13 protein-coding genes are annotated in these 15313 nt (G+C 59.4%); 5 read left to right on the top strand and 8 right to left on the bottom strand.

Annotation, left to right across the window (positions count from 1 at the left end):
- Positions 1 to 157: 157 nt before the first annotated feature.
- Both ACW5W8_RS06870 and ACW5W8_RS06865 read right to left on the bottom strand, forming a co-directional pair.
- Positions 158 to 652: a hypothetical protein gene (locus ACW5W8_RS06870; RefSeq protein ID WP_498627034.1), complete on the bottom strand. Its 495-nt coding sequence runs from the start codon at positions 650 to 652 to the stop codon at positions 158 to 160.
- A 48-nt stretch (positions 653 to 700) separates the two neighbouring features.
- Positions 701 to 1453, bottom strand: a complete 753-nt coding sequence (locus ACW5W8_RS06865; protein WP_498627032.1) for a substrate-binding periplasmic protein — start codon at positions 1451 to 1453, stop codon at positions 701 to 703.
- A gap of 520 nt (positions 1454 to 1973) precedes the next feature.
- On the opposite strand from ACW5W8_RS06865, the gene ACW5W8_RS06860 reads away from it, so the two are divergent.
- The 4 genes from ACW5W8_RS06860 to ACW5W8_RS06845 all read left to right on the top strand — a co-directional run bounded on the left by ACW5W8_RS06860 (position 1974) and on the right by ACW5W8_RS06845 (position 4852).
- Entirely contained in the window at positions 1974 to 3179 is a 1206-nt protein-coding gene (locus tag ACW5W8_RS06860; protein ID WP_498627031.1) for an OmpP1/FadL family transporter, read from the top strand.
- Positions 3180 to 3327: 148 nt separating this feature from the next.
- Positions 3328 to 3645 carry a hypothetical protein gene (locus tag ACW5W8_RS06855; protein WP_498627030.1) on the top strand — a complete coding sequence of 106 codons (318 nt, stop codon included), beginning with the start codon at positions 3328 to 3330 and terminating at the stop codon, positions 3643 to 3645.
- Between the two features lie 134 nt (positions 3646 to 3779).
- Positions 3780 to 4616: an HlyD family secretion protein gene (locus tag ACW5W8_RS06850; protein ID WP_498627029.1), complete on the top strand. Its 837-nt coding sequence runs from the start codon at positions 3780 to 3782 to the stop codon at positions 4614 to 4616.
- Positions 4613 to 4852 carry a hypothetical protein gene (locus ACW5W8_RS06845; RefSeq protein WP_498627027.1) on the top strand — a complete coding sequence of 80 codons (240 nt, stop codon included), beginning with the start codon at positions 4613 to 4615 and terminating at the stop codon, positions 4850 to 4852. Before ACW5W8_RS06850 ends, ACW5W8_RS06845 begins: the two co-directional genes overlap by 4 nt.
- A 60-nt stretch (positions 4853 to 4912) precedes the next feature.
- Here the strand turns inward: ACW5W8_RS06845 and ACW5W8_RS06840 are convergent, their stop codons facing one another.
- The 6 genes from ACW5W8_RS06840 to ACW5W8_RS06815 all read right to left on the bottom strand — a co-directional run bounded on the left by ACW5W8_RS06840 (position 4913) and on the right by ACW5W8_RS06815 (position 14436).
- Positions 4913 to 8017 (bottom strand): efflux RND transporter permease subunit, encoded by a 3105-nt coding sequence (locus ACW5W8_RS06840; protein ID WP_498627026.1) that lies wholly within the window; start codon positions 8015 to 8017, stop codon positions 4913 to 4915.
- Positions 8018 to 8026: 9 nt separating this feature from the next.
- Positions 8027 to 9226, bottom strand: coding sequence for an efflux RND transporter periplasmic adaptor subunit (locus tag ACW5W8_RS06835; protein WP_498627074.1), 1200 nt, complete (start codon positions 9224 to 9226; stop codon positions 8027 to 8029).
- A 407-nt stretch (positions 9227 to 9633) separates the two neighbouring features.
- A complete protein-coding gene (gene xthA / locus ACW5W8_RS06830; RefSeq protein ID WP_498627025.1) occupies positions 9634 to 10440 on the bottom strand; it encodes an exodeoxyribonuclease III in 807 nt (268 codons plus the stop codon).
- A gap of 115 nt (positions 10441 to 10555) precedes the next feature.
- Positions 10556 to 11518, bottom strand: a complete 963-nt coding sequence (locus ACW5W8_RS06825) for an ion channel (RefSeq protein WP_498627024.1) — start codon at positions 11516 to 11518, stop codon at positions 10556 to 10558.
- Positions 11519 to 11584: 66 nt separating this feature from the next.
- Positions 11585 to 13231, bottom strand: coding sequence for a response regulator (locus ACW5W8_RS06820; protein ID WP_498627023.1), 1647 nt, complete (start codon positions 13229 to 13231; stop codon positions 11585 to 11587).
- A 158-nt stretch (positions 13232 to 13389) separates the two neighbouring features.
- Positions 13390 to 14436 carry an FAD:protein FMN transferase gene (locus tag ACW5W8_RS06815; RefSeq protein WP_498627022.1) on the bottom strand — a complete coding sequence of 349 codons (1047 nt, stop codon included), beginning with the start codon at positions 14434 to 14436 and terminating at the stop codon, positions 13390 to 13392.
- A 335-nt stretch (positions 14437 to 14771) separates the two neighbouring features.
- Between ACW5W8_RS06815 and azu the strand changes: the two genes are divergently transcribed.
- Positions 14772 to 15212, top strand: coding sequence for an azurin (azu, locus tag ACW5W8_RS06810; protein ID WP_076494211.1), 441 nt, complete (start codon positions 14772 to 14774; stop codon positions 15210 to 15212).
- Positions 15213 to 15313 lie beyond the last annotated feature (101 nt).

The raw sequence follows: 15313 nt of genomic DNA, 5'->3' as shown, positions 1-15313 counted from the left end.
CAAGGCATCACCCAAGGGATTGGCGGCAAACGGGGCGCAGCTGTATCAGCGCGCACGGCTCCCTGTGAGCGGGCCGGTTTGGCCGGGGCACAGGGTCAGGCAAGGCGGCAGAAAGCGGACAAGCCGAGGCTTGCCGCTGCCGCAAGAGAAGCGCTTTCTAGTGGCGCAGCACCGACAGCATCAGGTGTCGGCGTGGCCAGGAGGGGGGATGGGTACCCCGGGATCGCAGGAAGGGATCCCGCAACCAGTTGTCCAGCACGCTGCTCGCCGTCCCTATGGGCAGCAACAACAGCGGCAAGATAAACAGGGAGAGCAGCATGCCAAACAGCGGCAGGGCGCTGGCTGCGCCAGAGACGCCGGTCTGCATCTGGCAGTCACCGCTTGGGGTGGCGTCATCTCCCATCCCCAGATGGCAGGAGAGGGACGCGGTAGGAGATTGGTGATCCATGCTGGCCATCGGTTCGCCGCCACTCATCGCCATGTTGTGGGGCTGGGAGGCCATTTGTCGGGGCGAGGTGTCGAGCGCTGGTTGCGCCCCGTGCCAGCTGATGCAGAGGGTCAGATTGCAGATAAGCAGCAGCGCCAGCAATAGCCGGGCCATAGCAACAGAGGACAATCTTGCAGCAAGCTGGGTGAGTGACAATCCGGGCATCCTTCGGGATCAGATAGTTAGACTGTAAACCTTGCCTTGAGGAGAAGGTCAAGGCTTCTGCTGGCGCTGCTGCTGCAGGTAGAGGTCGCTGTATTTTTCCAGCAATTGGTCTATCCACTGGCCCATGCCCGGCGCCTGCAGCATGGGTTCCAGTTGTTCCAGGGTGCCAAGATGGGGGGAACGGAGCGAGACGGAAATATAGAGCTCGCCCCGCTGCAGTGGCCAAAGCAGATCCGCCAGCCCGCTATCAGGGTAATTTTCTCTCAGGAACAGTCGGCCGGAAGAGCGGCCATAAGGAACGAAGTCCACCCTGTCATTGGCCAGCAGGCCAAATACCTGTTTGAGGGAGTTGACCCTGTGGATGCGGGTATGGTCTTGCAAAAAACCATCCAGCTCGCTGCCGAGGCTGACCCCTATCATCATGGCGCCCTGCAATCCTGTCAGATCCTCCCGTCGTTGCAGCAAGCGGTTGCTGGGTTGGCGCACAAACACCGCCATGTCGTTGATCGCCATCGGGGTTTGGGTAAAACGGGAGTAGCGCGATCTCTCCTCGTTGCGCAGGGCACAGATGTTGATGTCCACCTCGCCCGCTGCCACCTTTTGCTGACAGCGAGCCCATGGCCCCACATAGGAGAGATCGACCTTGAGGCCGAGCCGTTGATAGAGAGTGCTCACCACCTCGGCACAGACGCCCACAATCTTGCCGTCCGCGTGCCAGTTCCACGGCGGATAGTCATGGTGGCCGCAGGCCGTCAGGGTCGAGCTTGCCAGGGTGGCAGAGAGCCACCATTCGATCAGCATGAAATCACTCCCGGATGATGCCCTCTGATTCTAGATGAGGATGGAGGTGCCATTTTTGCACTGCATCCCACAAACGGGAAAACCGGGAAGGGAAAAACCGGCTGTCGTAGAGACGGTTACACTCACCGCTCAGGGTGAGCCTATCCGCCATCCCCTGCAGGCAGAAGAGGGGCCCGGACCTGCGCTGTGTAACAGGGCTGAGGTGTTGATGCTAAACCGTTAAGTAATTCTTAACTATTGCGTATGCCCAACCCTAATGAAGCTTGCCTTTTATACCGTTAGGATGCTCCCCAATCAGTCACCACTATTGCGTGATGGTGCGTTTCCCGCTGCCGGATACCGGTTGCAGCAGGGATCCTGGCCTCACAACATGCTTGCCAACCCCATCAATAGCGTGACGCCATGAACGTGCAGCATAAAGCCGTTGGCCTCCCGGATGCTGATTGCCAGACGTATAAAAACAACGTTCGAGATGCACTCCCTGCCGGGTGCCCCATGTTCATTATTCAGGAGTATTGAAATGCAGCCACGACTGTTGTCGCTGATGTTTGCCGCCTTGCTGAGTCCATCAGCCATGGCCGGCGGCCTTGCCCTCTACGAAACCAGCACAGCCAACAGTGCGCTGGCCAACGCAGGGGCTGCCGCCCGCGCCCAAGGGGCAGAGACCATCGCCAGCAACCCGGCCGGTATGACCATGCTGGAAGGCACCCAGCTGCAGGTCAATGGCGGTGTGGTCTACGGCGACCTTGAGTTGGACTTGGACAATGGTGGCAACAACGGCGGCAATGCGTTGCAGACCGCGCCGCTGGGCAGTCTCTATCTGACCCATGCCATCAATGAACAGTGGGTAGCCGGTATCGGTATGTTTGGCAGCCACGGTCTGGGTATCGACTATGGCGATGGTTGGGAGGGTCGTGGCTATGTACAGTCCGCCAAGCTGACCGGTATCGCCTTCGCCCCGAGCCTGGCGTATCGCATCGATTCCAACTGGACGGTGGGGGCCAGTCTGATTGCCATGCATGGCTCGCTTGAAACCTCGTTAGAGGTCGCTGCGAGGGGTAATAATCCGCTGTCTGGGCGTGAGTTCTCCGATAGCGACTGGGCCTATGGTGCCTCCTTCGGGGTGCTCTACGAGCTGGACCAACACTCCCGCATCGGTCTGAGCTACTTCTCCGAACTGAAGTGGGAGCTGGAAGACCAGCTGTTCTCTCAAGCGCCGTTGAATCGTCTCGGTGGTCTGGGCGTCGATATGATGATCCCGCAGACCGTGACCCTGAGCGGTTATCATCAGCTCAACGACCAGTGGGCCTTGCTGGCCAGCGCCAACTGGCAGCAGTGGTCCCGTTTCGGTGACATTGATGTTAACGCGGCGCAATACAGCAAGAACATTGATATGCACTACAAGGATACCTGGCATCTCAGTCTGGGTACCCAGTTCGACATGACGCCGGCCCTGCGACTGAGCAGCGGTATCGCTTATGACAGCAGCGCCGTGGACGATGCTTACCGTACCGTCACCCTGCCGATGGGCGCGGGTTGGCGCTGGGGGCTGGGGGCCAGCTATCAGCTGAGCCCGGCCACCAAGCTAGAGGCGAGCTATACCCTGGCCTGGTTGGGGGATATGCCGGTTCACCACGATGGCGGACCTATCCGCCCGGAAATCTCCGGCACCTATAACAACAGCTACCTCAACTTCTTCAACATTGGTGTACAGCACCAGTTCTGAGGTGTGAGTCTTGCAAGCCCCCACTGGTTGGGGGCTTCTCCATCCTGCCCGTCGCCGATCCGGCTGTGACCGTTCGGTGCGGGTTATGCGCCGGGTGGCCCTTGAGGTTCACCCGTTTGATCATCCTTTACTCGAGGAGCAACAGCGAATGTCATCACAACCTGCCTCTGCGTTAGCACGTTGGCTTTGGCGCCTGACGTTTATATTGGTCACGGTCGCTCTGGTGATCTTCTTCTCTAAAGGGGCTCACATCTATCCGGTTGAGGCGGCCAAGTTCAGCCATGCGCTGCCGGCCATCATGGTACTGCTCGACTCCGAGATCTTTATGGGGGTGATCACCGTGATTACCCTCTATGTGGTGCTTTATCTGGTCTATCTGCTGTGGCAACTGCACGAGATCGCGGTGCATCGTGCCAAGTTGTCCGAGTCGGTGCATATCACCCTGGTGTTCGCGCTCTCCCTGTGAGGACTGTTTATCGACAAGACTTGGTGGGTGCTGGCCATCATTATCGCCTTTGCCCGTTGGGATGTGCTGGCCGAGCGGATGAGCCTGATCATCGGCCATGGTATTCGCCGCGGTCGCCACGATGGGGAGACATCATGAAAGAGATCCTGCTGCCCTATATCCTGATCGTCTGGCTGCTGGTCAAACTGAAAGTGCTGCCCTGGAACCTCAAGACCGGTTTCTGGAGCACCGCGATCGGGGCCTTGCTGGCCCTCGGGTTGCTGACCACCTCCCGCCATCTGGCGCCGGTGGATTTCACTGATTCGGCAACGGTCAAGGCACCCCATGCGGTGCTGGGCCCGCTGCTTGGCACCAACCAGTTTCATCAGATTGACCAGATCCATGTCGCCCACAACCAGCAGGTGACGCGGGGACAGCCTATCTACACCCTCGCCGACTGGGAGAGTGAGGGCAAAGTGAAGGCCTTGAGTTACCAGATTGCCGCCCAGCAGGCTCAGACCATTGCCGAGCAGAGCCAGCAGCGGGCGATCCAGTCGCGGCTGACCCTCAATCGCAAGGAGCTGGCACGGCTGACCCAGTTGGGCAGTTTTTCCAGCATCCAGAGCCGTGATCAGCTGCAGGCCCAGATCGACGGCGATCTGGCACAACTGAGTGCCAGCGAGGCCAAGGTGAAGATGATCGATGCCCAGGTGCAGAATCTCGGGACCGAGCTGGTGTTGCAGCAGCGGCGGAACGAAGAGAAGGTGATCCGGGCACCATTCGACGGCCAGGTGTCGGTGGTCAATCTGGCCAACGGGTCGCGCACCGGCAACATGCACCTCTACGACACCTCGCGCAAGTTTCTGGAGTTCCGTATTCCGGATCAGAGTTACCGGGCCATTGCGCCGGGCCAGTTTGCCGAATTTTATGTGGATGCCTATCCGGGGCGCGGGTTCACTCGGTGCGTACCGGTACGGGTGAGGCCCAGATGAATGCGATGCAGGGTGATCAGCATGTGCGCCAGCATGTGGGCAACAACATGTCCAGCCATGGTCGTACCGTGGTACTCGACATGCTGGAGCCGGAAGGGGTGGTGCTGCCAATCGGAGCGACCGGTTCGGCCTGGATCTCGGCGCACAAACCCCATCCGCTGCTCGGTTTTATCGACATCATCGGCGCGGCCACAGTGCGTCTCAAGGCGATGAAGGCCTATCTGTTTGCGATGTAACTCACCGACATAAAAAAGCCCCTCCGTGATGGAGGGGCTGGATGAGTTTTAGCTAAACGCTCAGGCCCGTTTTTCCGAACTGCGCATGATCAGCCGGAAGAAGAGCGGGATAAAGAAGATGGCGATAAAGGTGGCCGCCAGCATGCCGCCGATGACCGGCCAGCCGAGGGCGTGACGGCTTGCCGCACCGGCCCCGCTGGAGGTGACCAACGGCACACAGCCGAGGATGAAGGCGAGCGAGGTCATCACGATGGGACGGAAACGCAGGCGCGCCGCCTCCAGTGCCGACTCGATGAGGCTCATCCCCTCTTCGTGCTTCATTACCGCGAACTCCACGATCAGGATGGCGTTCTTGGCGGCAAGGCCGACCAGGGTCACCAGCCCGATCTGGAAGTAGACGTTGTTGGTGAGTCCCACCAGCCAGGTGGCGAGCAGGGCACCGAACAGGGCGAACGGTACCGCGGTGATCACCGCAAACGGCAGGCTCCAGCGTTCATACTGGGCGGCCAGGATGAGGAAGATCATCACGATACCAAATCCGAACGCCAGACCAGCACTGCCTGCCGCGGCTTTCTCCTGATAGGCAGAACCGGTCCACTCCAGCTTGGCATCGTTGCCAAGGGTGCGGCTGGCAACCTCTTCAAGGGCTGCAATGGCTTGGCCAGAGCTGTAGCCGGGGGCGGGCTGCACCATGATTTTGGCGGCCTGGAAGATGTTGAAGCGTTCGACCAGTTCGGGGCCAGTGGCATCGCGCACCGTGACCAGACTGCTGAGCGGGATCATCTCGCCAGTATTGGAGCGGACATAGACGTTGCGAATGTCGCTCTTCTTGGCGCGGTAGTCCGCTTCGGACTGCAGTTGCACCCGGTAGGTACGGCCAAACTGGTTAAAGTCATTGACGTAAACCTGACCGAAGGTGGCTTGCATGGTGTCGAACACCGCATTGATCGGCAGTCCCAGCGCCTTGGTTTTTTCACGGTCCAGGTCGAGGTAGACCTGCGGCACGTTGGCACGATAGGTCGAGGTGACACTGGCGAACTCGGGGCGCTGTTTGGCGGCGGCAAGGAACTGCTCTACTTCTGCCGAAAACGCTTGGGCATTGCCCGCGCCCCGGTTTTGCAGATAGCCCTCAAGACCACCGGTGGTGGACATCCCCTGGATGGGGGGCGGATTGAAGGAGGCAACAAAGCCATCTGCCAATCCCATCAAGCTCATGCCTTGCAGGGTCTTGGCCAGGTCGAAGGAGTCCTGACCCGCCCCCTGACGCTCGCTCCAGTCCTTGAGGGTGATGAAGGTGAGGCCGCTGTTGCTGATGATGGCGTTGGAGAGGATGTCAAACCCGGAGAAGGTGATCACATCCTTCACGTTGGGGTTGGCCATGGCCATCTTGTCAAATTGATCCGCGACCGCCTGGGTCCGGCTCATGGAGGCGGCATCTGGCAACATCACCGCCGAGATGAGGTAACCCTGATCTTCGTTCGGTACCAGCTCTCCCGGCACCTTGAGGAACAGACCATAAATGGCGACCAGCATGATGGCAATAAAGCCAAATGCCACCCCGACCCGACGGTTGAGGAAGGCGACCCCGCGCACATAACCACGGGTCAACTGGTCAAATTTTTCATTGAACCAGACGAAGAACCGAGCGGGCTTGTGATGACCCTCTTTCAACAGAAGTGCACACAAGGCGGGGGAGAGGGTGAGAGCCACCAGGCCGGAGATAGCGACCGAGACCGCCACGGTAATGGCGAACTGTTTGTACATTACCCCGGTCATGCCGCCCATAAAGGCGACCGGCAGGAATACGGCACAGAGCACCAGCACGATGGCGATCACCGGACCGGAGACCTCCTGCATGGCGAGGATGGCCGCCTCTTTGGCAGAGCACTTCTTCTCCTGCATGATCCGCTCGACGTTCTCCAGCACCACGATGGCGTCATCCACCACGATACCGATGGCGAGCACCATACCGAACAGGGTGAGCAGGTTGATGGAGAAACCCAGCACCAGCATGCCGGCAAAGGTACCTATAAGCGATACCGGTACTGCAATACAGGGGATCAGAGTGGCACGGAAGTTCTGCAAGAACAGATAGACCACCACGAACACCAGAACGACGGCCTCAAACAGGGTGTGAACCACCTGTTCGATGGAGATTTTGACGAACTCTGTGGTGTCGTAGGGGATCTGGAACTCGACATCCTGTGGGAAGCGCTCCTTGAGTCTCTCCATGGTGGTGTGCACCGCATCGGCGACCGCGACCGCGTTGGCGCCGGGCTGCAGATAGGTGGCGATACCGATGGCCGGTTTGCCGTTGGCGCGGGCGACCAGATCGTAATCCTTACCCCCCAGCTCGACCCGAGCCACATCTTTGACCCGGATTTTGGAGCCGTCAGGCATGGAGCGGACGATGATGTTCTGGAACTCTTTCACATCCTCAAGCCGTCCCTTGGTCTGCACCGTGTAGGTGAAGTCGATGGGGGTCGAGGTGGGCTGAGCACCGATCTTGCCTGCGGCAAACTGGGTGTTTTGCTCACGAATGGCACCGATCACATCGCTCGGGGTGAGTTGCAACTGGGCCAGTCTGTCGGGGCGTAACCAGATACGCATGGCGTAGTCGGTACCGCCAAACAGCGTGGTGTCACCGATCCCGGGGATACGCTTGAGCTCGTCGATAATGTTGAGCAGGGCGTAGTTCGAGAGATAGGTGGTATCAAACGAGCCGTTTGGCGACTGGAGGGTGATCACTTGCAGGATGGAGGTCGATTTCTTCTTGACCGTCACCCCCTGCTTTTTCACCTCTTCCGGTAGCTGGGCCATAGCGGCCGAGACCCGGTTGTTGACGTTGATGGTCGCCTGATCGGGATCGGTGCCGATATCGAAATAGACGTTGAGGTTCATCTGACCATTGGACGCCGAGCCAGACTGCATGTAGAGCATATGCTCAACACCATTGATCTGCTGTTCCAGCGGTGCGGCGACCGTCTGGGAGATCACCTCCGGGGTGGCACCCGGGTAGAACGCGGTCACCGACACCACAGGCGGGGTGATCTGGGGATATTGCTCGATGGGCAGCGCCCGCATCGCCGCCAAGCCACCCAGCACAATGATGATTGAGATCACACTGGCGAAGATGGGGCGTTCGATAAAGAACTTGGAAAACATACGAACTCCTTACTTGGCCGGGCTCTGACCAGCCATGCTGGCAGTGATCGCCTTCATCTCGTCTGCACTGACCGGTTTGACCACGGCGCCCGGGCGGGCTTTCATCAAGCCTTCGACGATAAAACGATCACCAGCGGCGAGGCCGCTTTCGATAAGCACACCATCTTTAACCACCGGGCCCAGTTTGACCGGGCGGGGAGTGACCTTGTTCTCGGCGTCCACCACCATCAACATGCGGTCAGCCTGGGACTGAACGATGGACCGTGGCGGCACGACGATGGCATTTTTGCGGGTCCCCAGATCAATGGTCATGCGCACGAACTGGCCGGGCAGCAGCACGCCGTCCTTGTTGTCAAAAATGGCGCGGGCACGGATGGTGCCGGTCTGTGGATCAACCCGGTTATCGGAGAAGTTGAGCTTGCCCGCTTCGGGATAGACAGAGCCATCGGCCAGCTGAATATAGGTACGCCAGTTGGTGGCATCCTTGGCCTCAATCAATCCCTTTTTCACCGAGTTCTCAAAGTTGAGGCGATCCTGCTCCGAGTAGGAGAAGTTGACGTAGAGCGGGTTGTACTGGGTGATGGTGGTGAGCAGGCTGCTGTCACCGCTGGTGGAGATCAGGCTACCCTCGGATTGGGAACTCTTGCTCGCCATACCGTCGATGGGGGCGGTGACTTGGGTGTAGCTGAGATTGAGCTCGGCCTCTTTCACCTTGGCCTGCACCGCTTGCAGGCTGGCAACGGCTGCCTCGTAGTTGGCGATGGTGTCGTCATAATCCTTGCGACTTACCACCTGGCGCTTGAACAGGGGAATGATACGATCGCGGTCCGCCCGCGCCTTGTTCAGGCGTGCCTGCTCCTGAGCCAGGGTCCCTTTAGTCTGCTCAAGTGCCACCTTGTAGGGCTCAGGATCTATCATGAACAGCTCTTGCCCGGCAGTGACCGGTTGACCCTCGACATAGGTGCGCTTGAGCAAGATACCGCTGACCCGAGAGCGCACTTCAATCTCGCGAAAACCGGCGGTCTCTCCCACCATCTCGCTGGTCAGGGGAACATCAGTCGGAGTGGCGGTCGCAACAACCACAGGTACAGCGGGCATATTCTGTGCCGTCTGGGTCGTTTCTCCTCCGCAGGCGGTCAGTCCACTGAGCAGTGCCAAAGTGAGCAAGCTGCGTTTGTAAGCATATCTTCCGGCATTTGACGCCTTCATCATCACACTCCTGTTGGATCCATATCGGTTGCTGCGTTCAGCACACTTATCCATATACATCATTAACTTCATGATAAAAAACACAACTGTTTTTATGACCTGAGCGAGAGATGATAGGACTGCAATCTGAACCTAACCTGCTTGAATGACCAATTGAGGTGACTGTTTGGTCAAAAAACAAGCGAGATCGTCACGCAGAGAGGAGATCTGCAATAGCCAGGGCCTGCTGCAGGGGAGCGTGAGTCTGTATGTGTGTGCTGTGCGGGAACACCCATCATGGTAGGCAAAGAGAAAGGTGCCCTGAGGCACCTTGTCTGGACAGGCGTTTACGCCCCTATTGAGTGCTGCCGTAAGCTGTGTCGCGGTTGGGCAAGATCAGTTACGTCTCTCTTTTAACATGTGCGACCTCAGGCAAAGCAGGCCCAGATGGGGGCGTGGTCGGAGGGTTTCTCGATGCCGCGCAGTTCGTAGTCAATACCGGTCTCGGTCACTGTATCCTTGAGGGCATCGGAGGCCATGATGAGGTCGATGCGCAGGCCGCGGTTCTCGTCAAAGCCCTTGGAGCGGTAGTCAAACCAGGAGAAGCGCTCGCACTCGGTAGGGTTGGCGGCGCGGAAGGTGTCGGTCAGGCCAAACCCTTTCAGTCGCTCCATCCACTCCCGCTCGATGGGCAGGAAGGAGCACTTGCCATCCCGCAGCCAGCGTTTGCGGTTTGCCTCGCCGATGCCGATGTCGAGATCGGTGGGGGAGATATTCATATCCCCGATCAGCACCAGTTGGTCGTCCGGGGTGTGATTGCTCTCGAGGTAGTGCTGCAGATCCTCGTAGAACTTCTGCTTGGCCGGGAATTTGGTCTCGTGATCCTGACTTTCACCCTGCGGGAAGTAGCCGTTCATCACCTTGATGAGAGAGCCGTCTTCGCGCTCGAAGGTGGCCATGATCATCCGGCGCTGGGCCTCTTCATCATCGGTGGGGAAGCCTTTCTCCACCTTGACCGGCTTCTGTTTGCTCATGATGGCGACCCCGTAGTGGGCCTTCTGGCCGTGAAACTCTACGTGATAGCCCATGGCCTGCACATCGGCCAGCGGGAAGGCTTCATCGTGCACCTTGATCTCCTGCAGGCCGATCACATCGGGCTGGTGCTTGTCGATGATGGCTTGCAGTTGGTGCAAACGGGCGCGCAGGCCGTTGATATTGAAAGAGATGATCTTCATGTCCGGGATGCTCATGTCATTTTTATAAGTGGCTATTGGACTAGGAATCGGCGGTGGATGCAAGTTCGGGGCGCGGGTCAGCACCAGTGGCCGACCCGCTTGGCAGGGAGAGGCGTCAGCGGGTCATCTTCTTGACGAAAACCACCACAAACAGCGCCAGCGTGAAGCTGCCGGTGAAGGCTTCAAAGGCGGCAAAGATCCTGGAGAGCCCGACTGGAGTGAAGTCGCCGTACCCCAGCGTGGTGAAGGTGACCACGCTGTAGTAGAGGCATTCGAGCAGGAAGATGAGGTTCTCCTCAAGGGGGGCGTCAGGTCGATAGATCAGGTGGTTGCCCGCAAAATTGAGGCCAAAGAAGAAGTAGAAGATGCTGCAGATAAGGATAAGCAGCAACGAGAAGAGCACCACCCGCATCGGAGCCTCGCCATAGCCACAGAAGAGATCGACCACCCAGGAGGTGAAGCGCTGGCTCGACCAGAACGGCAGTTGCAGCCGGCGCATGGTGAGCTCCTGCTGGATATAGTTGCCGGACATGGTGAAGATCCCCTGTGCCTCCGAGGCTTTGCGCAGATCCCGGTAGGTCTCTTCCGCCTCCTTGAACCAGATGCGCGCCTGTTTGGGATCCCGCTCGCGGCGCCCCTTGCGATCCTGCATCACCCGTTTGCCGGTCTGCATGTTGTCGAGCCGGGTGTTGTGCCAGCGAATGCCGAGCAGATTGACGTCATCGAGGGTGGCGCACTGGAGGTTGGCATCACTCAGATCAGCCTTCATCAGGCTGCCGCCCTTCATGCGCAGGCCGTAGAGGTGACCACCGCGCAGGTTGGCGCGATAGAGGTTGCACTGCTCCAACAAAAATCCCTGATCGGACTCCTTGTTGACCAGATTGAGACCCGCCAGATTAGCCCGTGACAGCTGCAGGCCGTGGCAGAGACCGCCAGCGCGAACGTACTGTTCAAGCGCCTCGGCGCTGCGGGCTTCCTGATGGGTATGGTGGGGATCATGCCAGTGGCAGAGATCGTGCTCGCCAGCCTCTTCACTGCAGTGGCGGCCATCGGCCACCAGATAACGACACATCGCCATCTTCGTTTCCCTCGCATTGCCGAACTGGTTTCAGCATAGGCGGGGAAAGGGGGGCGTGGCGGCGTCTTAGCTGAACTGGTTGAACTCCTGACGCAGCTTGCGAAAACGCTCCTGCTGGGCCGGGTTGAGGGGGATGCCGTCGAGCACGTCCAGGGTCTCTTTGCACTCGGCACCAAACTCCGGGCTCTTGCGGTTTTTCTGCATCAGTTGCAGCAGCACCTGGATCTTGTTGAGAGCCGCACCGGTATTGGCGGGGGCGCGGCGCAGGGCCTCGCGGAAATGGCCGAGGGCCTGCTCCAGCTCGCCGCTCTGATAGGCCTTGATCCCCAGATCGTTGAGCTGCTGGTAGCGCTGACGCCGCTCCAGCACCGTCTTGTCATCGCGGGTTGCCTGAATGCAGGTGGTGAGCAGCCGATCTTCGTCTTCCGCCAGCAGCCCCTGCAGGCTTTCGGCATATTCGAACTCGCCGAGCTGATAGAGGGCGAGGATGGTTTCGCCTAGCAGGGCGGGGGGCATGGTGGCCGGTTCATCGAGCCAGTTCTGGTTGGCGCGATAGAGCATCTTCTTGCCCTTGAGCAGCTCCCCCAGCGCAATCTGCACCCGCGCCTGACAGATCTGCTCGAACACCGGGTAGTTGAACTCCGACATCATCAACGAATCGCGGATGCGCGACAGGGCCGAATTGACCTGCTTTTGCAGATTGGCGATGTGGTAGCTGTCGTTGCTGTTGAGGGCGTAGAGGGTCAGGGTCTGGATATAGGCTCCCAGATAGTGGGGGGTGCGATGGATGGAGTTGCGCGACAGGTCGATGAGGGCAAGCAGCACATCCTTGGCCTGGGCGTAGTCGTGGCGCTGCAGGCACACTTCCGCCAGTCGGCGGGAGAGCTGTACCGACTGGGGGGAGATATCCACCGCCCGCTTGAGCTCTTGCTGGGCGGCTTCATCGTTGCCAAGGGCCAGCAGGGATTCCGCCAGCCAGAGGTGAGCCTCCACCATCAGCGGGGTATTTTTGAGGGTCGCCTGCAGATGGCTGACTGCCTCTTCGTGGAGCCCCAGGGTGTTGCACGCCTTGCCCAGCGTCAGGCGGGCCCAGCTGTTCTCCTGCCCGGCCAGCAGTTGGCGCATCAGGGAGCGCGCCTCTTGTGCCTGGCCCAGCTTGAGGTGGGTATCGGCCTGCAGGCAGCGGCAGTAGTTGGCAAAACGGGGCACCGCATCGGCCCGCTCGGCGCAGGCGGTAATGAGGGCCGCCAGATTGTCATCGGCCAGCGCGCTAAAGACGCTGGCCAGCGCGTTGCGCCGGGCGAGGGCGCGTTTGAGGCGAAACGAGAACTGCTCCTGGGAGAAGGGCTTCATCAGGTATTCGTCGGGTTCGGCTTCCAGCGCGCTCAGCACCATGGCGCGGGAGCTGTCGCCACTCACCATGATCACCACGCTCTGGGGTGGGATCAGATCTTTGTCGCGCAAGCTCTCGAGCAGCTGGCGACCGTTTTCGCCGATCCCCAGATCGTAATCGATGAGATAGATGTCGAAACTGCCCTTCTGACAGCGGCGCCGCGCATCCTCGGCGGTATTGGAATAGGTGATGTTGCTGATCCCCAGATTGATCAGCATCGCCTTCATCATCACCTGAAATGAGCGTTGCTCATTGACCATCAGAATGCGTTGGGGCTTGGCTGGGCTCTTTTTTTCTGGCTCTTGTTCAGGTGTCTGCATCTGTCTGGGTCGAGGCGCTACGGGCTGATGAGGGAAAGTGTGCCACCAAAGCAGCCGTAGAGGCAATTGGCCAAGTTGCCGTTTGCATACATTGTCCTGTCGCCGTCACGGGCTAAATGCCAGACGAAATGAGAGGGCCCCGCAGTAGGGCCCTCGATTCACAATTTTTTCTCTGCCAGATAGGGGGCAAATTGCGGCGTGAACTCGGCCTTGAACCCCTTATCCGTTTTGACGATGAGATAGACCGCCAGCTGATGCTGTTTGGCAAATTCCATCGCCTGTTCTGGGCCCATCACCATCAGGGCGGTATCGAGGGCGTCGGCCTCCAGCGCGGTCGGGGTGATCACGCTGGCGGAGACCAGCTTGTGAGTGACCGGCAGGCCGGTGGCGGGGTCGATGATATGGGAGTAGCGCTGGCCATCCAGCTCGTAGTAGTTGCGATAGCTGCCTGCGGTGCTGAGCGCCATGCCGTTGGGGATGACGATATCGGAAAATGCCCCCGGCTGATCGGAGGGTTCGACGATGGCCACTCTCCACGGTGAACCCTTGCTGTTGTTGCCCTTGCTGCGCACTGCTCCCGCCACTTCGATCAGGTAGTTGTGTACCCCTTTGCCCTCGAGCAGGGCGGCAATCTCGTCGGAGGCGGCCCCTTCGCCGAGGGTGGAGAGGTCGAGATAAAGATCCGGGATCGTTTTTTCGAGCAGGAAGTGATCCCCCAGCGGGGTCAGGGTCAGCTTGTCGATGCCCACCTTGTGGCGGGCGGCGGCGATGGCCGCCTCATCGGGCCGCTTGACCGGCCGTTTGTCCGGGCCAAAGCCCCATAGATTGACCAGAGGCCCCACGGTCACATCCAGCTTGCCGTCGGTCAGGCGACCGGCATCAATGCCTTGCTGGACAATGATGGCCATGGCGGGCGGGATGGCAAACGGGGTGTTGGCTGGCCCCTGATTGAAGCGGGAGATGAGCGAGCCGGGATCGTAGGTGGAGATCTCCTTGTTCATCCGGGCTAGCAGTCTCTCTACGTCACTTTTGAGGGCGGGCTCCCCACCGGGATAGCTATCGCTCAGGGTCACCACATAGTAGGTGCCCATGGTCTTGCCCTGAATACGGGTCTGGGCAGGCGGGGTGGGCTGGCAGCCGGCCAGCGCCAGCAGCAGGGTCAGCAGCAGGCCGCGCAGGGCCGCCACAGGGGTTATCGCAATCATCCGGCGCTCTCATCTGGAGAAGGTTCATATCGGGGCGCTAGCTTAGCCAAGGGGCGCCCGCCGGGCGAGCCCTGATGGGGCCAATCGGAGGGAAAAGGGCAGAATAAATTAAACAGTTTTGAACCTGTGGCGGGAGCGGGTCGTATCGTTCCTCCATGAGGGAGAGAGTGGCGAGTAGAGCACTGTCTGGTGACCTGGCCCGCAGCTTTGGCCAAAAGCCATAGCCGATTGAAGACAATTGAGTAAAATGAAGGTCGATTTAGACAGCATCTTTGCGAAGCGTTAACCGCATCCGCCAAGTCGTTGCCATCCATTGCCAATCAAAGGAGAAGATGATGAAAAAGGCGATTACCCTGCTGTTTCTGAGTACCCTGGCTGCCCCTGTGCTGGCGGATGAGTGTGCACTGGTCATCGAAGGCAATGATGCCATGCAGTACAACCTGAAAGAGATGAGCGTGCCGGCCACCTGCAAGGAGGTGACGGTCACCCTGAACCATACCGGCAAGCTGCCTGTTACCGCCATGGGTCACAACTGGGTGCTGGCCAGCACCGCCGACTATCAGACCGTGGCGACTGCCGGGATGAGCGCCGGGGCCGAGAACGGCTATCTGCCCAAGGACGATGCCCGTGTGCTGGCTCACACCAAGCTGATCGGCGGCGGCGAGAGCAGCAGCGTCACTTTCAAGACCGACGGTCTGGCGGGCAAGGATCTCACCTTCTTCTGCTCCTTCCCCGGCCACTTCGCCATGATGAAGGGCTCCTTCAAGGTCAACTAAGGTGCTGACCGGCACGAGCCGGTTGCCTCAATAGAAAAGCCGGGATTTCCCGGCTTTTTCATCTCTGCTGTTTGTGTGTGGCGTGGCATGACTGCACACCG

This window comes from Aeromonas aquatilis (assembly GCF_054052405.1).
The sequence above is the reverse complement of the archived record's forward strand: the minus strand, read 5'-3'. Positions and strand labels throughout refer to the sequence as shown.